General features: G+C 64.5%; 17 protein-coding genes and 1 tRNA gene. 10 read left to right on the forward strand and 8 right to left on the reverse strand.

What is annotated here, in order from left to right; all coding sequences use genetic code 11:
* Positions 1-150 precede the first annotated feature (150 nt).
* Positions 151-1,413, reverse strand: coding sequence for a tyrosine--tRNA ligase (tyrS, locus tag AC3WW4_RS15705; RefSeq protein WP_488829385.1), 1,263 nt, complete (start codon positions 1,411-1,413; stop codon positions 151-153).
* 153 nt (positions 1,414-1,566) lie between these two features.
* Here tyrS and AC3WW4_RS15710 point away from each other — a divergent pair, with 153 nt between their 5' ends.
* Complete coding sequence (locus tag AC3WW4_RS15710) at positions 1,567-2,997, forward strand: M23 family metallopeptidase (RefSeq protein ID WP_488829386.1); 1,431 nt, start codon at positions 1,567-1,569, stop codon at positions 2,995-2,997.
* Positions 2,994-4,160 carry an anhydro-N-acetylmuramic acid kinase gene (locus AC3WW4_RS15715; RefSeq protein ID WP_488829387.1) on the forward strand — a complete coding sequence of 389 codons (1,167 nt, stop codon included), beginning with the start codon at positions 2,994-2,996 and terminating at the stop codon, positions 4,158-4,160. The genes AC3WW4_RS15710 and AC3WW4_RS15715 overlap by 4 nt, the downstream gene beginning before the upstream one ends.
* On the opposite strand, the gene erpA is transcribed toward AC3WW4_RS15715, so the two are convergent.
* The 4 genes from erpA to rplM all read right to left on the reverse strand — a co-directional run bounded on the left by erpA (position 4,161) and on the right by rplM (position 6,819).
* Complete coding sequence (gene erpA, locus AC3WW4_RS15720; protein WP_320362524.1) at positions 4,161-4,538, reverse strand: iron-sulfur cluster insertion protein ErpA; 378 nt, start codon at positions 4,536-4,538, stop codon at positions 4,161-4,163.
* Between the two features lie 187 nt (positions 4,539-4,725).
* Complete coding sequence (argC, locus tag AC3WW4_RS15725) at positions 4,726-5,763, reverse strand: N-acetyl-gamma-glutamyl-phosphate reductase (RefSeq protein ID WP_488829388.1); 1,038 nt, start codon at positions 5,761-5,763, stop codon at positions 4,726-4,728.
* Positions 5,764-5,986: 223 nt separating this feature from the next.
* A complete protein-coding gene (gene rpsI / locus AC3WW4_RS15730; protein WP_488829389.1) occupies positions 5,987-6,379 on the reverse strand; it encodes a 30S ribosomal protein S9 in 393 nt (130 codons plus the stop codon).
* An 11-nt stretch (positions 6,380-6,390) separates the two neighbouring features.
* Positions 6,391-6,819, reverse strand: coding sequence for a 50S ribosomal protein L13 (gene rplM / locus AC3WW4_RS15735; protein ID WP_488829390.1), 429 nt, complete (start codon positions 6,817-6,819; stop codon positions 6,391-6,393).
* A gap of 402 nt (positions 6,820-7,221) precedes the next feature.
* Here rplM and AC3WW4_RS15740 point away from each other — a divergent pair, with 402 nt between their 5' ends.
* Both AC3WW4_RS15740 and AC3WW4_RS15745 read left to right on the forward strand, forming a co-directional pair.
* Positions 7,222-7,920, forward strand: a complete 699-nt coding sequence (locus AC3WW4_RS15740) for a GNAT family N-acetyltransferase (protein ID WP_488829391.1) — start codon at positions 7,222-7,224, stop codon at positions 7,918-7,920.
* A gap of 79 nt (positions 7,921-7,999) precedes the next feature.
* On the forward strand, positions 8,000-8,725 hold the full coding sequence (locus AC3WW4_RS15745) for a DUF2726 domain-containing protein (RefSeq protein ID WP_488829392.1): 726 nt from the start codon (positions 8,000-8,002) through the stop codon (positions 8,723-8,725).
* On the opposite strand, the gene htpG is transcribed toward AC3WW4_RS15745, so the two are convergent.
* Positions 8,694-10,592 carry a molecular chaperone HtpG gene (gene htpG, locus AC3WW4_RS15750; protein WP_488829393.1) on the reverse strand — a complete coding sequence of 633 codons (1,899 nt, stop codon included), beginning with the start codon at positions 10,590-10,592 and terminating at the stop codon, positions 8,694-8,696. The two genes, AC3WW4_RS15745 and htpG, sit on opposite strands and share 32 nt — an antisense overlap.
* A 163-nt stretch (positions 10,593-10,755) precedes the next feature.
* On the opposite strand from htpG, the gene AC3WW4_RS15755 reads away from it, so the two are divergent.
* Together AC3WW4_RS15755 and AC3WW4_RS15760 are read left to right on the forward strand one after the other, a co-directional pair.
* A tRNA-Met gene (locus tag AC3WW4_RS15755) sits at positions 10,756-10,832 on the forward strand.
* A gap of 215 nt (positions 10,833-11,047) precedes the next feature.
* Positions 11,048-12,649 (forward strand): methyl-accepting chemotaxis protein, encoded by a 1,602-nt coding sequence (locus AC3WW4_RS15760; protein ID WP_488829394.1) that lies wholly within the window; start codon positions 11,048-11,050, stop codon positions 12,647-12,649.
* Between the two features lie 33 nt (positions 12,650-12,682).
* Here the strand turns inward: AC3WW4_RS15760 and gdhA are convergent, their stop codons facing one another.
* Complete coding sequence (gene gdhA, locus AC3WW4_RS15765) at positions 12,683-14,029, reverse strand: NADP-specific glutamate dehydrogenase (RefSeq protein ID WP_488829395.1); 1,347 nt, start codon at positions 14,027-14,029, stop codon at positions 12,683-12,685.
* A 237-nt stretch (positions 14,030-14,266) separates the two neighbouring features.
* On the opposite strand from gdhA, the gene AC3WW4_RS15770 reads away from it, so the two are divergent.
* Entirely contained in the window at positions 14,267-15,292 is a 1,026-nt protein-coding gene (locus AC3WW4_RS15770; RefSeq protein ID WP_488829396.1) for a Fe(3+) ABC transporter substrate-binding protein, read from the forward strand.
* A gap of 3 nt (positions 15,293-15,295) precedes the next feature.
* Here AC3WW4_RS15770 and AC3WW4_RS15775 read toward each other — a convergent pair whose 3' ends face one another.
* Positions 15,296-17,008, reverse strand: a complete 1,713-nt coding sequence (locus tag AC3WW4_RS15775) for an ABC transporter permease (RefSeq protein WP_488829397.1) — start codon at positions 17,006-17,008, stop codon at positions 15,296-15,298.
* A gap of 54 nt (positions 17,009-17,062) precedes the next feature.
* Here AC3WW4_RS15775 and AC3WW4_RS15780 point away from each other — a divergent pair, with 54 nt between their 5' ends.
* From AC3WW4_RS15780 to AC3WW4_RS15790, 3 genes are all read left to right on the forward strand, one after another.
* A complete protein-coding gene (locus AC3WW4_RS15780; RefSeq protein ID WP_488829398.1) occupies positions 17,063-18,175 on the forward strand; it encodes an ABC transporter ATP-binding protein in 1,113 nt (370 codons plus the stop codon).
* Positions 18,144-18,887: an N-acetylmuramate alpha-1-phosphate uridylyltransferase MurU gene (gene murU / locus AC3WW4_RS15785; RefSeq protein WP_488829399.1), complete on the forward strand. Its 744-nt coding sequence runs from the start codon at positions 18,144-18,146 to the stop codon at positions 18,885-18,887. Before AC3WW4_RS15780 ends, murU begins: the two co-directional genes overlap by 32 nt.
* Before the next feature lie 91 nt (positions 18,888-18,978).
* The gene (locus AC3WW4_RS15790; protein WP_488829400.1) at positions 18,979-19,362 is read left to right on the forward strand and encodes a hypothetical protein; all 384 of its coding nucleotides are present in this window, start codon (positions 18,979-18,981) and stop codon (positions 19,360-19,362) included.
* Positions 19,363-19,372 lie beyond the last annotated feature (10 nt).

The following is a 19,372-nucleotide window of genomic DNA, read 5'->3' on the forward strand; positions in this document are numbered from 1 at the left end:
TGTGTCTGTTGGGTCTCAGATTAACGACGTGCCACAACTCCGACAACGGCCGACTCCCCCTGAACGCGTGCTTTGCGCCTCAGGAAACCACCAGTGGAGCCTGAAATCCCCCGCATTCAGGCGTCGGGGCAACCCCTTGGTGACGTCAAATCACCCTTTTAGAGTCACTTGGGCGAACTTGCGCTTGCCCACTTGCACCACATAGGTCCCGGCCGGCAGCTTCAAGGCCTTGTCTCGCACCGCACCGCCGTCCACCTTCACGCCGCCCTGCTCAATCATGCGCACCGCTTCGCTGGTGGACGGCACCAGCCCCGCCTGCTTGAGCAACGCACCAATGCCCAGACCGGCGCCGTCATCGGGCAAGCTCAGCGCAACCGCCGGGATGTCGTCGGGCACACCGCCGCGTGCGCGGTTGACGAAGTCCGTCAAGGCGTCTTCGGCGGCTTGCGCACTGTGGAAGCGGTTGACGATCTCCTGGCCCAGCAGCACCTTGGCATCACGCGGGTTGCGACCAGCCGCGCATTCGGCCTTCAGGCGCTCAATCTCGGCCATGGGGCGGAAACTCAGCAAAGTGAAGTACTTCCACATCAGCTCGTCGCTGATGCTCATCAGCTTGGCAAACATGGTGTTGGGCGCTTCGCTGATGCCGATGTAGTTGTTCTTGGACTTGGACATCTTCTCGACGCCGTCCAAACCTTCCAGCAAGGGCATGGTGAGAACGCACTGAGCCTCCTGACCATATTCGGCCTGCAGGTGGCGCCCCATCAGCAGGTTGAACTTCTGGTCGGTGCCGCCCATTTCCAGGTCGGACTTCAAGGCGACCGAGTCGTAACCCTGCATCAGCGGATAGAGGAACTCATGAACGCTGATGGAGGTGCCGGCATGGAAGCGGTCGTGGAAGTCGTTGCGCTCCATCATGCGGGCCACGGTGTAACGGCTGGCCAGCTGGATCATGCCGCGCGCGCCCAAGGCGTCGCACCATTCGCTGTTGTAGCGAACCTCGGTCTTGCTGTCGTCCAGCACCAGGCTGGCCTGCCGGTAGTAGGTTTCCGCGTTGTGCTTGATCTGCTCTGCCGTCAAGGGAGGGCGCGTGGTGTTGCGCCCGGACGGATCGCCGATCAAGGAAGTGAAGTCCCCGATCAGGAAAATCACCGTGTGCCCCAGATCCTGCAACTGGCGCAGCTTGTTGAGCACCACGGTGTGCCCCAGGTGGATGTCGGGTGCCGTCGGGTCCAGGCCGAGCTTGATGCGCAGGGGCACGCCCGTGGCTTCAGATCGGGCCAGTTTGCGCACCCACTCGGCCTCGGGCAGCAATTCGTCCACGCCGCGCTGGGTAACGGCCAGCGCCTCCCGCACACGTTCAGTTACAGGAAAGTCAGGCTGATTGGCGGTGTTTTTTTCGGGTTGCGACATGATGGACCGATCAGTGGAAATCAGCAGCACAGCACCCTCTTTAGGGGGCTATACTCAAAAGATTGTGGGCGCCCAAGGCATGCACTTTGCATGCAGCGCGGGCTGATTTTAGAGGACGGCGTCCTCACCACCAGGTTTGAGGAGAAATCGAGTTTGAAAACGTCCAAGCAGTACCAGGCCACCCGGCCTTCTCGCCTCGACTCGATCGTCTCCGCCGCCACCGCTCTGCAAAGCATGGTTCACCGCCACCCCCGCCGCGTCAGCGCAGCGGTGTTGACGGTGCTCGCGGGTTCGGCCATGACGGCGTTTGGTGTGGCCCCGCTGGCCGCCCTGCCGCAAGCCCCCGCACCGGTGGTCACCCAGATCAGCGAAAGCATTCAGGCTCCTGCGCTGCAAGAACAATTGCTGCAACTCGACGGACAGTCCCTGGCTCTCTATCGCAGCGATGTCACACGCTCGGCCGACACCGTCGACAGCTTGCTGCAACGTCTGGGCGTGAGCGATGCTCAGGCCGCACAGTTCATCCGTCAGGACCCGGTGGCAGGCACGCTGCTGCAAGGTCGCACAGGCAAGTCAGTGAAGGCCATCGTGGAAGATGGTCAACTGAAGCAACTGGTGGTGCGTGGACCGGCGGCGGCCAACGGCGATTTCGAGACGCATTTCACCCGCCTGACCATCGAGCGCGACGCCACCCGCCGCAGCTTCGTCGTCAAGCAGGAAATCGCCCCATTGGAAGCCAGCACGCAACTGGGCTCGGGCATGATCCGCTCCTCACTGTTTGCTGCGGCCGACGATGCCCAGATTCCAGACGGCGTGACCAACCAGATCGCCGAAATCTTTGGCAACGAGATCGACTTCCGTCGCGAGTTGCGCAAGGGCGATGCCTTCAGCGTGCTGTACGAAGCCCACTTGGCCGATGGTGAGCCCATCACCTGGGGCAGCAGCCACGGCCGTGTGCTGGCAGCGCGCTTCATCAACAAAGGTACATCGCACGACGCCGTGTGGTTTCAGGAAGCCGGTCGCAAGGGTGCGTATTTCGATTTGAACGGGCGCTCCACCACGCGCGCCTTCCTGGCATCGCCCCTGGCATTCTCGCGCGTGACCTCTGGTTTCGCGATGCGCTTCCACCCCATCCACAAAACCATGCGCGCCCACCTGGGTGTCGACTTTGGCGCGCCCACGGGTACCCCGGTGCGCAGCGTCGGCGATGGCGTGGTGACCTTCTCGGGTTGGCAAAACGGCTACGGCAACGTCGTGCAGGTGGAGCACAGCGGCGGCCGCAGCACGGTCTACGCTCACCTCAGCCGCATTGACGCCCGCCGCGGCGCGCGCATAGAGCAAGGTCAGTTGATTGGTGCCGTTGGCGCCACCGGTTGGGCCACCGGGCCCCATCTGCACTTCGAGTTCAAGCTCGGCGGCAAGCAGGTCGACCCCATGCAGGTGGCACGCGCTTCAGAAAGTCTCCAGCTGTCACCCCAGTCGCTGGCCAAGTTCCGCACCATGGCCGTGTCCGTGGCTCAGCGTTTGGAGCGTGCCGACACCTTGCAAACAGCCGGCCTGCAACTTGGCGCCCGATTTGAATGACGCACATTCACACCCCCTCAGCCCGCGTCAGCGGGCTTTTTTCTGAGCTCTACATCGGCTTGATGTCTGGCACCTCACTGGACGGCGTGGATGGCGTCCTGATGTGCCACGACGACGGCCAGTGGCGCACCCTGGCCCACGCTCATCGCCCCTTTCCACCGGCGCTACGCCAGGCCTTGCTGGACCTGAACACCCCCGGGGACGACGAACTGCACCGCAGCGCCCTGGCCGCGCAAGCCCTGGCGGTGGTCTACGCCACCGTGATCGAGGCCGTGTGTCAGCAAGCGCAGGTGCCCCCTGCCGAGATTCAGGCCATTGGCGCCCACGGACAAACCGTGCGCCACCGCCCCGACCAGGGCTACACACTGCAACTCAATCAACCCGCCTTGCTGGCCGAGTTGACTGGCATCGATGTGGTGGCGGACTTTCGCAGCCGTGACGTGGCCGCCGGAGGCCAGGGTGCGCCGCTGGTGCCGGCATTCCATCAGGCCATCTTTGGACGCCCGGATGAAACCGTGGCGGTGCTCAACATCGGCGGCATGGCCAATGTGAGCATCTTGCGCCCCGGCCAGATCCCGCTCGGCTTTGACACGGGGCCGGGCAATGCCCTGCTGGACATGTGGTGCGACCTGCAGACCGGCCACGCCTTCGATGCCAATGGCGAATGGGGCGCGGGCGGCGAAGTGCGCGAAGACTGGCTGGCCGATGCGCTGGCCGACCCCTTCTTCCATCAAGCCCCCCCAAAAAGCACCGGGCGGGACCTGTTCAACGCCGAGTGGCTGACACGCTGGCTGGCCCCGCACGGCTTGACCGACGGTCCACAGGCCGATGCGGCCCTGGCGCGCGATGTGCAAGCCACCTTGTGCGAACTGACCGCACGCAGTGCGGCGCTGGCCTTGCGTGAGCACGCGGCCGATGCCGGCGATGTGGTGGTGTGTGGGGGCGGCGCCCTCAATGGCGACCTGATGCGGCGCCTGGGCGAGCAATTGCCGCTCGTGCGCGTGGGGCGCTCTGACACCCATGGGCTGGATGTGATGCAGGTGGAGGCCGCGGCGTTTGCCTGGCTGGCCTGGACCCATTTGCAGCGTTTGGCCGGCAACGTGCCGGCCGTCACCGGAGCGCGTGGGCCCCGCGTGCTGGGTGCGCTGTACCCAGCGCGCTGATCAGACCGAGAAGCTGGAGCCGCAGCCGCAGGTGGTCTGGGCGTTGGGGTTGCGGATGACGAACTGAGCGCCTTCCAGATCGTCCTTGTAGTCGATTTCGGCACCCACCAGGTACTGCAGGCTCATGGCGTCGATCAGCAGGGTCACGCCGTTCTTTTCCATCTTCGTGTCGTCTTCGTTGACGAGTTCGTCGAAGGTGAAACCGTACTGAAAGCCCGAGCAACCGCCACCCTGCACGAACACGCGCAGCTTCAGATCAGGGTTACCCTCTTCGGCCACAAGCTCGGCCACCTTGCCAGCGGCCGCGTCGGTGAAGACGATGGGCGCGGGCAGATCGGACGAGAAGGTGTCGGCAGAGGTTTCAGCTACGGCGGTCATGGGGTTGTGCTCCGAAATCAACAGTCAATTCTTGCAGGCGCGAATGGCAAGGCCCTGCCTGAAGGCGCATTGTGCCGCACAGGTGCGCAGCCACGCCCGGACAAGAGATGCCACAAGGTGATTCATGATGACATGAAGCGCCCCGACCTTGCCATGAACGCGGGCTTTGGGTGCCCGCGTCCGGACCTCAGGGCAACACAGGCACGTGGGTCAGCCCCAGGTGCTCGTCGAGGCCACACATGAGGTTCATGCACTGCACAGCCTGACCGGATGCACCCTTGGTCAGGTTGTCCTCCACCACCAGCACCATGACAGTGTCGGGTTGGGGCTTGTGCACCGCGATGCGCACGGTGTTGCTGGCGCGCACGCTGCGGGTCTCCGGTGCGCTGCCCGCTGGCAGCACGTCGACAAAGCGCTCGCCGGCGTAAAAGGACTCGAACAGCGCCTGCAGATCGGCGGCCTGGCCTTCGGGTGTCAGTCGGCCGTACAGGGTGGAGTGGATGCCTCGGATGATGGGCAGCAAATGCGGCACGAACAGACAGTTGACGCTGTCGTCGCCCGCAATGGTGCGCAGTTGCTGGTTGATTTCCGGACCGTGACGGTGCCCCTTCACGCCATAGGCCTTGAAGTTGTCACCCGCTTCGGCCAGCAAGGCACCGACCTCGGCCTTGCGCCCGGCGCCGGAGACGCCCGAGGCGCAGTTGGCAATCAGGTGCGTGGGCTCGACCAGCTTGCTCTTGAGCAGCGGGGCCCAGCCCAGTTGCACGGACGTGGGGTAGCAACCGGGGTTGCCGATGACGCGCGCCTTCTTGATGGCCTCGCGGTTCAGCTCGGGCAGGCCGTAGACGGCTTCGGCCAGGATGTCGGGACAGCTGTGGGGCATGCCGTACCACTGCTCGAACACGGCAGTGTCCTGGAGACGGAAGTCAGCCGCCAGGTCGATGACCTTGACGCCCGCCGCCAGCAGTTCGCGCGCCTGGGCCATGGCCACGCCATGCGGGGTGGCGAAGAAGACCACGTCGCACTCGGTCAGCTTGGCGTCATCGGGCGTCACGAAAGCCAGATCGACATGCCCGCGCAGGCTGGGGTACATGTCGGCCACCGGCAGCCCGGCCTCTTTGCGCGAGGTGATGGCCTGCAGTTGAACCTGGGGGTGCTGGGACAGCAAACGCAGCAATTCGACCCCGGTGTAGCCCGTGCCACCCACGATACCGACTTTGATCATCTCTCAACCTTTCAGCCTCAGCGGCACCAGTGGCCCAACCACTGACACCTGCGGGAAAACCGCCATTCTAGGAAACATTCATGACACCCGTGGACCAGCGGACGGATGTCCCGCTCAAAGGCCCATGAAATGCCCATGAAAAAACCCGCCGAAGGCAGGGCCTTGAGCGGGTTTTGATCGGGAGTCCAGCCCGGCAGAAAACCAGGCGGAGCACCCTGAAGGATCAGCGCTTGCTGAACTGCTTCCGACGACGCGCGCCGTGCAGACCGACCTTCTTACGTTCGACTTCACGAGCGTCGCGGGTCACGAAACCAGCGCGGCTCAGTTCAGGCTTCAACGTCGCGTCGAAGTCGATCAGAGCGCGGGTCACGCCGTGGCGCACAGCGCCGGCTTGACCGGATTCGCCACCACCGTGCACGTTCACCTTGATGTCGAAGGCTTCGACATTGTTGGTCAGCGCCAGAGGCTGCTTGACGATCATGATCGAGGTTTGACGGCCGAAGTACTGCTCGACCGGCTTGCCGTTGACGATGATCTGGCCAGTGCCCTTCTTGATGAAGACGCGGGCGACGGACGACTTGCGACGGCCGGTGCCGTAGTTCCAGTTACCAATCATGTGGCCGCTCCTTAGATTTCCAGGGCCTTGGGCTGCTGGGCTGCGTGAGGATGCTCACCGCCTGCATAGACCTTCAGCTTCTTGATCATGGCGTAGCCCAGGGGACCCTTGGGCAGCATGCCCTTGACGGCCTTCTCGATGGCGCGGCCAGGGTGCTTGGCTTGCATGTCCTTGAACTTCGTGGCGTAGATGCCGCCGGGGAAGCCCGAGTGACGGTAGTAAACCTTGTCGTTGGCCTTGGTGCCAGTGACGCGGATCTTGTCGGCGTTGACGATGACGATGAAATCGCCGGTGTCCACGTGAGGCGTGTAAATGGCCTTGTGCTTGCCGCGCAGACGGAGAGCGACTTCGCTGGCCACTCGTCCGAGCACCTTGTCGGTGGCGTCGATCACAAACCACTCGTGCTTCACTTCGGCCGGCTTGGCGCTGAAGGTCTTCATGAGATTTCCTTGGTAAAAAACTGGTTGACTGTCGCCATTGGAACCACTTCTTAGGATGTGGTGGCCTCTCAAGCAACGGGCGGCGGACCTGCGGTGCACTCAATGCGTGTCCCAGCGTCTTGGCCTGCGTCCCCGATTGCGCGCAGTTTCGTGCACACAACCCTCCCGGCAACCATGTCGGGAATCGCGCAGTATAGCCCGCTTTGGCAGAGCCTTGCAAACTTTGCCCGCAAAAGTACCTCACAGAACGCTCGCCAGGGCCGCCGACGCCACTAGACTTGATCTGCATTGAGGCGTGGGAGGCGCGACACGTCTGTCGCATTGGTGTTAACCCTAGGTTATGATGCATTGCAACACGGCACAACGAGACATGCGTTTCACAGGTTCAGAAAGGGGTCAGCGATGACTGCCATCAAGCCAAGCTCCGATCTGGATCGATTCGGACTGGGGCCGGACCTGGGCGCACCGAATCCAAAGTCTGGCCTGCATGGCGAACACTGGGTGCCGATCCGTGACCTGCACGCCCGGCACCGTCGCCGCATCCTGGATCACCTGCTCCACTTGGACGAACGGGATCGCTATCTGCGTTTCGGCTTCCCCGCCACGCAGCACCAGATGACCCAGTACGTGGCCTCGATTGATTTCAAGCGCGACGAGGTGTTCGGCATTTTTGACCGCAAGCTGCGCTTGGTGGCCGTGGCCCACCTGGCCGCGCTGCCCGGCCATGGCCCGCACGAGGCCCACCCCGACACCCGCGCGATGGAGTTCGGCGTGTCGGTGCTGCCATCCGGGCGCGGCAAGGGCCTGGGCATGCGCCTGTTTCAGCATGCCATCACCCATGCGCGCAACCAGCACGCCACCCACATGATGATTCACGCACTGAGCGAGAACGCCCCGATGCTGCGCATTGCGGCCAAGGCGGGGGCGGTGATCGAACAAGATGGCCCCGACTCTCAGGCATGGCTGAAACTGCCGCCTGACACCGTGGGCAGCCACCTCGACAGCTCCTTGCAATCGCTGGCGGCCGAGGTGATCTACCGCGTGAAGTACCGCGTGATGCACATCAGCGACTGGCTGCGCATGCTGATGACCTCGTCCTGATCCTTGACGAACCCCTCGGCGGAGGGGTTTCCATCGTCAGACGGGCGTCGTACCATCCCACCGTTGAACGGAGAGCGGCATGGCGTCGAGTGCGTGGTTATGGCTAGTGTGTGCGTCAGCCTTGATCGGCGGTTTGCTGTTGGGCTGGGCCGGGCATGCCTATGTCACCCGGGCACGCCACCAAAACTGGCCCAAGCGCTGGAATCTGCAAGCGCGCCCGCTGCTGAATGCCCACGAGCGCGCCCTGTTCCGAGAATTGCAGGCCACACTGCCTCAGCACGTGGTGTTCGCCAAAGTCAATGTGCTGCGCTTTTGCCAGGCCGCCGACACCCGTGACGCCCGCGCCTGGTACGACCGACTGCAGGCCCTCAATGTGTCCCTGCTGGTGTGCACACCCAACGGGGTGGTGATCTCGGCCATCGACCTGGAGTCTCAGTCGCCCGCCCCCCGCTCCACGGGGCGCTCGCAAAAACTCAAGGAAGCCACCCTGGAGGCGTGTCGCGTGCGCTATCTGCGCTGCCGCCCCGGTCAGTGGCCGCAAGGCGCCTTGATGGCCGCCTGGGCCTTGGGGCAGGATGTCGCCACCCCGCAGCATGAGCGCCCGGGCGATGAGTTCAACGATGCGGGCGATCAACTGGCACGCAAGCTCAAGGAGCGGCGCGCCGAACGTGCGGCCTTGTGGGCCGAGTCCAGCTTTGCGCAGGACTCCTTTTTTGCGTTCGACAGCCGCTTTGACGGGGTCACGGGCTCGGCGCCCGCGCCCCTGGACGAGCTCAGACCGACGCGTTCAGCAGCAGCGCGTTGACACGACGCACATAGGCAGCCGGGTCTTCCAGCTGACCCCCTTCGGCCAGCAGGGCTTGGTCGAACAGGATGTGCGCCAGGTCATCGAAGTGGGCGCTGGCGTCCAGCTTCTTGACCAGGGCGTGCTCGGGGTTCACCTCCAGGATGGGCTTGACCTCGGGAGCCTCCTGACCGGCTTGCTTCAGCAGTCGCGCCAAGTGTGCGCTCATGTCGCCCGACTCGGTCACCAGGCAGGCCGGTGAGTCCACCAGGCGGGTGGTGACGCGCACTTCCTTGACACGGTCACCCAAGGCGGTTTGCAGGCGCTCCAGCACGGGCTTGAAGGTGGCCGCAGCTTCTTCGGCCTTCTTCTTTTCTTCCTCGTCCTGCAGCTTGCCGAGGTCGACCGCACCCTTGGTGACGTTCTGCAGCGGCTTGCCCTCGAAGTCGTAGAGGTGCGAGAGCAGCCACTCGTCAACGCGGTCGGTCAGCAGCAGCACCTCGATGCCCTTTTTCTTGAAGAGCTCCAACTGCGGGCTGCTCTTGGCGGCGGTCTGGCTGTCGGCGGTGATGACGTAGATGGCATCCTGGCCTTCCTTCATGCGCGACACATAGTCCGCCAGCGACACGCTCTGGGCACCGGTGTCGTCGTGCGTGGAGGCGAAGCGGAACAGCTTGGCCAGGCGCTCCTTGTTGGCAAAATCTTCGCCAATGCCTTCCTTGAGCACCGACCCGAACTCGGTCCAGAAGGACGCGTACTGGTCGCGCTTGGCCTGGTCTTCGTGGTGGGCCAGCTCCTCGAGCATGGACAGCACGCGCTTGGTGCAACCTTCGCGGATGGCCTTGACGTCGCGGCTTTCCTGCAAGATCTCGCGGCTGACGTTGAGCGGCAGGTCGGCCGAGTCGATCACGCCCTTGACGAAGCGCAGGTAGTTGGGCAGCAGGGCTTCGGCGTCGTCCATGATGAAGACGCGCTTGACGTAGAGCTTGAGGCCGCCACGCTTGTCGCGATTCCACAGGTCGAACGGGGCCTTGGCGGGCACGTAGAGCAGCTGGGTGTATTCGCTGCGGCCTTCGACACGATTGTGCGTGTAGGCCAGCGCGTCTTCGCTGTCGTGGCTGATCTGCTTGTAGAAATCCTGGTACTGCTCGGGGGTGATGTCGCTCTTGCTGCGCGACCACAGGGCGGCCGCCTGGTTGACGGTTTCCCACTCGTCCTGGACGACGTACTCACCCTTGTCCTGGTCCCACTCTTCCTTTTGCATCAGGATGGGCAGGGAGATGTGGTCGGAGTACTTGCCGATGATGCCGCGCAGCTTCCAAGCCGTGAGGAACTCGTCTTCGCCTTCGCGCAGGTGCAAGATGATGTCGGTGCCGCGGGCGGGCTTGGTGATGGCGTCGACCTCGAAGTCGCCGGTGCCTTCGCTGCTCCAGCGCACGCCCTCTTCGGCCTTCAGGCCCGCGCGGCGCGATTCGACGGTGATGCGGTCAGCCACGATGTAGCCGCTGTAAAAGCCCACACCGAACTGGCCGATGAGCTGGGCGTCTTTCTTCTGGTCGCCCGAGAGGCGGCCCATGAAGTCCTTGGTACCGCTCTTGGCGATGGTGCCGAGGTGGTCGATGGCCTCTTGCGCGCTCATGCCGATGCCGTTGTCACGGATGGTGACGGTGCGGTTGGCCTTGTCGACGAGCACGCGCACGTCCAGATTGGGCGCGTCTTCGTACAGGGCGCTGTGGTCAAGCGCTTCGAAGCGCAGCTTGTCGCAGGCGTCGGAGGCGTTGGAGATCAGCTCGCGCAGGAAAATTTCCTTGTTGGAGTACAGGGCGTGCGTGACCAGGTGCAGCAGTTGCTTGACTTCGGCCTGGAAGGAATGGGTTTGCTTGGTCATGGCTGGTTCTGATGCAGACGAAAGGGTTGCAAGAGTTGCGTTAACGGATGGGCCGAGAGATGGCGGCGGTCCTTGTTTTTTCAAGGGTGCGCGATGCGACGAAGATTTTTTGCGACACACCTTGCACGACGGCGAAAAGTCGGCATATACTTTAGGTCTTGATGGCGCTTTAGCTCAGCCGGTTAGAGCGACGGAATCATAATCCGCAGGTCCGGGGTTCGAATCCCTGAAGCGCCACCAGAATTCTTCCAGACGCGACAGCGATTTGGACACCAAGCCACCCTCGAGGTGGCTTTTTGCGTTGTGGCATTCGCGCGACTGAAACGTCCAGAACGCACGGTGCAAACTTGATGTGCAGCAAGATTTGGGTGACTCGTGTCGGGATGACGCAGGGCGTCGGTAGCATGTAACAAATGTTTCACCCCTTGCCCCGGCAAGCCGATCACCGACTGCACATGCTCAAAAACATCAAGATCGTTCAGTACTTCGGCGGCATCATCGTCGCCTTCTGGGTTTCCTTTGGCGCCTTGGCGCTGCTGGCATGGCTGGGCCTGGGCAGCGCGGCCAACAGCTTGCACGAGGTGCACGGCAAGCGCATGCGCAAGGCCGACCAGTTGGCGCAGATGGCCGATCAGGCCACGCGCAACCGCATGGAAGTCCTGCTGATGTTCCAGCACGACCCATCCGGCCAACTGGCAGGTGTTCACGACCACGCCACCACGGTGCATCTGGACAACTTCGCGAAGCGGCGCACGGAGATCGAGCGCCTGTGGACGGCGGTGCGTGAAGGCCAGCCAGATGAGGCCGAGCAGACCTTGATCCAGCAGGTGGATGCCGCCCGCCAAGCGTGGCGCATCCAAACCGATGCAACCCTGCAAGCCGTGCAGCAGGGCAACTTCGCCCCCAATGTGATGGCCAAGTACCTGGTGGCAGGTCGCACCGAAGGCGAAGCGCTGCTGAAAACGCTGAACGACCTGAACGCGTATCAGCAAACGGCGGCCAGCGAGTCGGCCAAGGCCGCTGATGAGCGCCACCAGTTCGCCACGGCAGCGTTTGTGGCCATGGCGATCGGCCTGGGACTGCCGGCCAGTCTTCTGGCGCTGTATGTGTTGCGGCGCATGCGCCAAGGCTTTGTGCGCGCGGATGAGAGCACCAAAGCGATTGCGTCGGGTGACCTGACCCAAAGCTCCTATACAGATGGCCGTGACGAAATCGCGCAGCTGCTCAATCACATGGAGCTGATGCGCGCCAACCTGATCCGAGTGATCTCGGAGGTGTTGGAGTCGGCCGACAGCATCCAGGTGGCGTCGTCGCAGGTGGCGGCAGGCAACGCGGACCTGAGCCAACGCACCGAGCAGACCGCCGGCAACCTGCAGCAAACCGCCAGCTCGACCGAAGAGCTGGGCGTGACCGTGCGCCAGAACGCCGACAACGCCCGCCAGGCCAATCTGCTGGCCCAGGGTGCGTCGGAAGTGGCCACCCGCGGGGGCACCGTGGTGGCCGAGGTGGTGGACACCATGAAGGGCATCAACGACAGCTCACGGCGCATTGCCGACATCATCGGTGTGATCGACGGCATTGCGTTCCAGACGAACATCCTGGCCTTGAATGCGGCCGTGGAAGCGGCACGGGCGGGCGAACAGGGGCGAGGCTTTGCGGTGGTGGCGGGCGAGGTGCGCTCGCTGGCGCAACGCTCGGCAGAAGCCGCGCGCGAGATCCGCAGCCTGATCGCGGCCAGTGTGGAGCGCGTCGAGGCCGGGTCGCGTCAGGTGAACCACGCGGGCGCCACGATGAGCGAGGTGGTGCAGGCGATCAGCCGCGTGCGCGACATCGTGAGCGAGATCAGCCAGGCCAGCGTGGAGCAAAGCGAAGGCGTGTCGATGGTCGGGCAGGCTGTCAGTCAGATGGACGCCGCCACGCAACAGAATGCGGCGCTGGTCGAAGAGAGTGCTGCCGCCGCCGAGAGCCTGAGCAATCAGGCCCGCAACCTGGTGAACACCGTGGCGGCGTTCAAATTGAGTGCGGCGGATCTGCGAGAGGTCCCACAGATCCGCTGAGCGCGCACAAGGGCGCTCGGATCGGTCAAGCGATCAGATCACGCCCTGTGCGAGCATGGCGTCGGCCACCTTGACAAAGCCGCCCACGTTGGCGCCGTTGACGTAGCTGACCGAACCATCCGCGCGACGGCCGTAACGCACGCAGACGTCATGGATGCTGCGCATGATGCCCAGCAGGCGGGCATCGACTTCTTCGCGGGTCCAGGACAGACGGATGGCGTTCTGGCTCATTTCCAGACCCGAGGTGGCGACGCCGCCAGCATTCGAGGCCTTGCCTGGAGCGTAGAGAATGCCATTGCCTTCGAAGACATGGACAGCCTCCAGCGTGGAGGGCATGTTCGCGCCTTCGGCCACGCAGATGACGCCGTTCTTAACCAAGGTCTGGGCGTCCTTGCCGTCCAGCTCGTTCTGGGTGGCGCAAGGCAGGGCCACATCGACCGGGATGTCCCAAGGACGCACACCTTCCAGGAAGGCGGCGCCCGGCACGCGCTTGGCATAGTCACCCACGCGACCGTAGAGGTGGTTCTTCACTTCCATCAGCTCGGCGAGCTTGGCGGGGGTGAAGCCTGCTTCGTCGTACACGGTGCCGCTGGAGTCGGACACGGTGACGACCTTGGCGCCCAGGGCCATGGCCTTCTCGACCGCATACTGGGCCACGTTCCCCGAACCAGAGACGCTGACGCGCATGCCTTCGAAGCTGCGGCCCTTGAGCTTGAGCATTTCTTCGGCGAAGTAGACGGTGCCGTAGCCGGTGGCTTCCGGACGGATCAGCGAGCCGCCGAAACTCAGGCCCTTGCCGGTGAAGACGCAGTCGGCGCGGTTGCTGAGCTTTTTGTACATGCCGGCCATGTAACCGACTTCACGGCCGCCCACGCCGATGTCACCCGCCGGCACGTCGGTGTCCGCGCCCACATGGCGGAACAGCTCGCTGACGAAGGCTTGGCAGAAGCGCATGATTTCGCCCTGGCTCTTGCCCTTGGGATCGAAATCGGAGCCGCCCTTGCCGCCACCCATGGGCAGCGTGGTCAGGGCATTCTTGAAGGTCTGCTCGAAAGCCAGGAACTTCAAGATGGACAGGTTGACCGAGGGGTGGAAGCGGATGCCGCCCTTGTAGGGACCGATGGACGAGCTGTGCTGGATGCGATAGCCGCGGTTGACCTGAACCTGCCCACGGTCATCGACCCAGGAGACGCGGAACATGATGGTGCGCTCTGGCTCGACCAGTCGCTCCAACAGGCTCTGCTCGGCATACTTGGGGTTCTGCTCGATGAAGGGCCACAGGCTGTCCATCACCTCGGTGACGGCCTGGAGGAATTCGGGTTGGCCGGGGTTGCGGGCCGCAACTTGGCTCAGAAAGCTGTCCAGCGACTGAATTTTCATGATGTGGGCACCACCGAGGTGCATTTGTGAAAAGCGGGTCGAACATTCTGGCATAGCGGACCCCACCATGGTGCGATCGTGGGCAACAGGTGAGCAAGCCGGTCAAGCAATTGCACCAAAATGAGGCGTTCAGATGATGCTCCAGAGCATGACAATACGAATGATTCCTGTTATCTTTGATGGCATGTCAGGTCGGGCCTGCGGCCCCTCTTCATCCACTCACAAGAAAGCTGTCACATGGCTCGTCTGACCCCTCGCTTTGCGGCCCTCACCCTGATTGCACTGGCCTGTCAGGGCACCACCCACGCCGCCGATGCGGAGCTCAACATTTACTCGGCCCGCCACTATCAGACGGACGAGGCGCTGTACAACGACTTCACCAAACAAACAGGCATCAAGGTCAACCGCCTCGATGGCAAAGAAGATGAGCTGCTCGAGCGCATCAAGAATGAAGGCGCGAACTCCCCGGCCGACATCCTGATCACGGTGGACGCAGCCCGCCTGGAAATCGCCGACAGCCTGGGCCTGTTCCAGCCGATTTCGTCGAAGGTGCTCAACGCCCGCATCCCTGACCATCTGCGCACCCCGACGTGGATCGCGTTCTCGACGCGCGCGCGCCTCATTGCCTACAACAAGCGGGCTGTGAAGGCCGAGTGGGTGCAGACCTATGCCGACCTGGCCAACCCACGCCTGAAGGATCAGGTGTGCGTGCGCTCCGGCTCACACCCCTACAACCTGTCGCTGGGGGCAGCCATGATCGCGCACGAGGGCGAGGCCCAGACCGAAAACTGGGCGCGTGGCCTGGTGGCGAACTTCGCACGCGCGCCCAAGGGTGGCGACACCGACCAGCTCAAAGCCGTGGCCGCTGGCGAATGCGGCGTCACGATCTCCAACAGCTACTATCTGGCGCGCCTGATGCGCTCGACCAAGCCGGAAGACCGCAAGGTGGTGGAGTCGCTGGGCGTGGTGTGGCCGAACCAGAAGACCTGGGGCACGCACATCAACATCTCGGGCGCGGGCATCATCAAGACTGCTCCGAACCGTGCCGCCGCCGTCAAGTTCATGGAGTACCTGAGCAGCGACAAGGCCCAGGCCTACTTCGCCGATGGCAACAACGAGTGGCCGGCCGTCAACACGGTGAAGATCGACAACCCGGCCCTGAAGGCACTGGGCACGTTCAAGCCCGACACCTTGCCGGTGGGCGACCTGGCCCGCAATGCGGCCAAGGCGCAGAAGGCCTTCGATCGCGCTGGCTGGCGTTGAGGATCAGTGCGGGGTCGACGAGCCCTGACGGGCTTTGGCGATCTCGCGACTGAGCACAATCAGGGGCAGCAGCCCCACCACCACGATGGCCAGCGCCGCGGTGGAGGCCTCGGCCAGGCGCTCGTCGGAGGCGAGCGTGTAGGCCTGTGTGGCCAGGGTGTCGAAGTTGAAGGGGCGCATCACCAAGGTGGCGGGCAGCTCCTTCATCACGTCGATGAAAACCAGCAAGGTGGCCGTCAGCAGGCTGCCGCGCAAGAGCGGAAAGTGCACGCGACGCAAGGTGGCCGCCGGACTCAGGCCCAGGCTGCGCGCCGCGTTGTCCATGCTGGGCGTGATCTTGAGCAGGCCCGCATCGACCGACTGCACGGCGGGCGTGAGGAAGCGCACCACACAGGCGTACACCAGGCCGGCAATGCCACCGGTGAGCACCAGGCCAGACTGCCAGCCCCAATGGGCGATCAACCAGTTGGTGAGCACGTTGTCGATGCGAGAGACCGGGATGAGCACCCCGACCGCGATGACGGTGCCCGGCAAGGCATAGCCCAGCCCCCCCAGACGGTGCACGCTGCGCACCAGCCAGGACTTGGCGCGCAGACGGGCCGCGTAGCCCAGCAGCAGCGCCAGACTCACGGCGATCAAGGCGGTGAGGCCGGACACGGTGACGCTGTTGGTGGCCAATTCGATGAAGCGGGCGCCAAACTGCGCGTCGCCTTCGGTGATCGCCATCTCCAGCAGGATGCCGGCCGGCAGCAGGAAGCCGGCCACCAGCGGGATCAGGCAGGCGATGACGGCCAGCGCCGCGCGCACGCCCCGCAGGCGTCGCGCCTGGAAGCGGGCTCGGCGCAGGGTCGTGTCATGGAAACGGGCGCGGCCGCGTGACAGGCGCTCGAAGGCCAGCACCAGGATGACGAAGCCGAGCAAGGCCGTGGCCAACTGCGCGGCCGCCACCCGGTCACCGAGCGAGAACCAGGCGCGGTAGATGCCGGTGGTGAAGGTCTGCACGCCGAAGTAGGACACGGCCCCGAAGTCGGCCAGCGTTTCCATCAGCGCCAGCGAGACGCCCGCGGCAATGGCCGGACGCGCCAGCGGCAAGGACACGCGCCAGAAGCTGGCCCAGGGCCCCAGGCCCAGCGAACGCCCGACTTCGAGCATGCCCCCGGCCCGCTCCAGAAAGGCGGTGCGCGCCAGCATGTACACATAGGGGTAGAGCACCAGCGAGAACAGGATCACCGCGCCGCCCAGCGAGCGCACATCGGGGAACCAGTAGTCGGCCCGTGTCCAGTCGAAGGTGTCGCGCAGCGCCGTCTGCACGGGCCCGACAAACTGCAGCAGGTCGGTGTAGGTGTAGGCCATCACGTAGCCGGGCACGGCCAGGGGCAGCACCAGGGCCCACTCCAGGGTGCCCCGCAGCGGGAAGTTGTAGCGTGTGACCAGCCAGGCCGCCCCCACCCCCATGCTGGCGGTACCCAGACCCACCCCCAGGCACAACCACAGGGTGGACCAGAGGTAGTCGGGCAGCACGGTGGACACCAGGTGGGACCAGGTGTCGCTGGTGCCGGTGCTGAGCACGTGGCTGATGACCGCGAGCACCGGCAGGGCCACCAGGGCCCCGACCAGCAATGCCCAGGCGGTGAGCCACCCGGCCCGCCAGCGCTCAGCGAAAGGCCGGACGGAGGACGCGGACGAGGGAGAAAGAGAGGGGACAGCCAGCTTCATGGTGAATTGAGAATTATCATCGTTTCATCGCCTGTTTCCGAATCTGTTTGCCTCATGCCCGTCCCGGCCCCCACTGCCCTGCCCCCGGTCACCGATCCCAGCACCGCCTGGCTGGTCGTCGACGACATTGCCTTGCGCTATGGCAAACGCACCATCCTGGAACACCTGAGCTTTGCCCTGCCCCAGGGCGGCATCGCCTGCCTGCTGGGCCCCTCGGGCTGCGGCAAGACCACCGCGCTGCGTGCCATCGCCGGCTTCGAGCCGATCAGCGCGGGCGCCATCCGCTTGGCCGGGACGGTGCTCAGCGCGCCGGGGCAGATCACGCCCCCCGAGAAGCGCCGCATCGGCATGGTGTTTCAGGACTACGCGCTGTTCCCGCACCTGACCGTGGCGCAAAACGTCGGGTTCGGCCTGAAGGGCCGTGCCGAGGCCGATCAGCGCGTGGCTGAGATGCTGGACACCGTGGGCCTGGCCCATGCCGCACAGCGCTTCCCGCACGAACTCTCCGGCGGCCAGCAGCAGCGCGTCGCCCTGGCGCGCGCGCTGGCGCCGCAGCCCAGCATCCTCCTGCTCGACGAGCCCTTCTCCAACCTGGACGTGGCCCTGCGCGAGCGCCTGGCCGGCGAGGTGCGTGACATCCTCAAGGCCACGAACACCACCGCCGTGCTCGTCACCCACGATCAGCACGAGGCCTTTGCGATGGCCGATGTCATCGGCGTGATGGCCGATGGCCACTTGCAGCAGTGGGACACGGCCTACGGCCTGTATCACCAGCCCGCCAACCGCCGGGTCGCCAACTTTGTGGGACAGGGGGCCTTCGTGCCGGCGGTGGTGGTCGATGAACACCACCTGCGTCTGGACGTGGGCCACAGCACCGGCGACCAGACCGTGTTCGCCACCGATGACGTGATGACCCACGCCCCGGGCACCCGCGTGGACGTGCTGATGCGACCGGACGACGTCGTGCATGACGACGACAGCCCGGTGAAAGCACGGGTGTTGCACAAGGCTTTCAAAGGTGCCGAGTTTCTGTACACCCTGGCCCTGAGCGATGGCACCGAGGTGCTCTCGGCCATCCCGTCCCACCACGACCACGCCATCGGTGAGGCCATCGGCATTCGCCTGGACCTGAGCCATGTGGTGGCCTTTGCCCACGCCGCCGAGTGACGCCATGCGCAACCTGCCTGCCCTCATTCTGGCCGCCGGACGCGGCGAACGCATGCGCCCGCTCACCGATGTCACACCCAAGCCGCTGCTGAGCGTGCAGGGCAAGCCGCTGATCGTGTGGCACCTAGAAGCCTTGGCGCGCGACGGCGTGCGCGAGGTGGTGATCAACACGGCCCACCTGGAAGACCAGTTCCCCGCCGCACTGGGCGATGGCGCGCGCTGGGGGCTGCGCATTTCCTACTCGATGGAAGGCCGCGACCACGGCGGTGCGCTGGAAACCGCTGGCGGTATGGCCCAGACCCTGCCGATGCTGGGCGACGCATTCTGGGTGCTGGCAGGTGATGTGTTCGTGCCGGGTTTCCGATTTGAGGCGAGCGCCGCGCAGGCCTTCGTCGAAGACGAAGACTGGGGCCAGATGTGGCTGGTGCCCAACCCGGCCCACGTGCCGCAGGGCGACTTTGCCCTCACGTCCGACGGACGCGTGCAGCGCAAGGATCAAGCAGCGGCGGGCACGCCGGCTTACACCTATTCCACCATCGGACTGTACCGACCCGCCATGGTGGCGGGCATCCAGCCCGGCGAGAAGGCAGCGCTGCGCCCCTGCCTGGAGCGGGCGATCGATGCCGACCGCCTGAGCGGCCGCCTCTACACCGGGCCCTGGGTGGACGTGGGCACGCCGGAGCGTCTGGCTGAGCTGAACACCGCCCCCTGACCCTCGGACGGCGGGCCCGGAAAAGCCCCCACACAGACAGGGCTGCGGCGGGTAAAATTGTTGCTTGATCAACAGCCCCTGGATCTACACCATGCCCCGCTGTCTTTCGACGGCCTTGGCCGTTGCGGCCCTGGCTGTCCCGGCGCTGACCTGCGCCCAGGTCACGCGCACCTTGCCGATGGACTCCCTGCGTGGAGAAGTCACCTTCGGCCAACCGCCTGAAGTCCTGCTCAATGGCGAGCCCATGCGCCTGGCCCCCGGCGCCCGCATCCGTGACCCCCAGGGCATGGTGCAACTCTCCGGCGCCCTGGCCGGGCAAAAGTTCAAGGTCAACTACACGGTCGACCCGTACGGGCTGTTGCTCAACGTGTGGATCCTGCGTCCTGAAGAGCTGGCCCAGCGCTGGCCGAGCACGCCCAAGGAAGCCGCCACCTGGACCTACGACCCGATCAATTTCACCTGGATCAAGCCCTGATCCCCACCTG

Source organism: Aquabacterium sp. TM01, from assembly GCF_057808345.1.

Bases quoted from the DNA above. Each gene is read 5' to 3' on its own strand.
- tyrS (WP_488829385.1), bottom strand. From the start codon at position 1,413: ATGTCGCAACCCGAAAAAAACACCGCCAATCAGCCTGACTTTCCTGTA.
- AC3WW4_RS15715 (WP_488829387.1), top strand. From the start codon at position 2,994: ATGACGCACATTCACACCCCCTCAGCCCGCGTCAGCGGGCTTTTTTCT.
- erpA (WP_320362524.1), bottom strand. From the start codon at position 4,538: ATGACCGCCGTAGCTGAAACCTCTGCCGACACCTTCTCGTCCGATCTG.
- argC (WP_488829388.1), bottom strand. From the start codon at position 5,763: ATGATCAAAGTCGGTATCGTGGGTGGCACGGGCTACACCGGGGTCGAA.
- rpsI (WP_488829389.1), bottom strand. From the start codon at position 6,379: ATGATTGGTAACTGGAACTACGGCACCGGCCGTCGCAAGTCGTCCGTC.
- rplM (WP_488829390.1), bottom strand. From the start codon at position 6,819: ATGAAGACCTTCAGCGCCAAGCCGGCCGAAGTGAAGCACGAGTGGTTT.
- AC3WW4_RS15740 (WP_488829391.1), top strand. From the start codon at position 7,222: ATGACTGCCATCAAGCCAAGCTCCGATCTGGATCGATTCGGACTGGGG.
- AC3WW4_RS15745 (WP_488829392.1), top strand. From the start codon at position 8,000: ATGGCGTCGAGTGCGTGGTTATGGCTAGTGTGTGCGTCAGCCTTGATC.
- htpG (WP_488829393.1), bottom strand. From the start codon at position 10,592: ATGACCAAGCAAACCCATTCCTTCCAGGCCGAAGTCAAGCAACTGCTG.
- AC3WW4_RS15760 (WP_488829394.1), top strand. From the start codon at position 11,048: ATGCTCAAAAACATCAAGATCGTTCAGTACTTCGGCGGCATCATCGTC.
- gdhA (WP_488829395.1), bottom strand. From the start codon at position 14,029: ATGAAAATTCAGTCGCTGGACAGCTTTCTGAGCCAAGTTGCGGCCCGC.
- AC3WW4_RS15770 (WP_488829396.1), top strand. From the start codon at position 14,267: ATGGCTCGTCTGACCCCTCGCTTTGCGGCCCTCACCCTGATTGCACTG.
- AC3WW4_RS15775 (WP_488829397.1), bottom strand. From the start codon at position 17,008: ATGAAGCTGGCTGTCCCCTCTCTTTCTCCCTCGTCCGCGTCCTCCGTC.
- AC3WW4_RS15780 (WP_488829398.1), top strand. From the start codon at position 17,063: ATGCCCGTCCCGGCCCCCACTGCCCTGCCCCCGGTCACCGATCCCAGC.
- murU (WP_488829399.1), top strand. From the start codon at position 18,144: ATGTGGTGGCCTTTGCCCACGCCGCCGAGTGACGCCATGCGCAACCTG.
- AC3WW4_RS15790 (WP_488829400.1), top strand. From the start codon at position 18,979: ATGCCCCGCTGTCTTTCGACGGCCTTGGCCGTTGCGGCCCTGGCTGTC.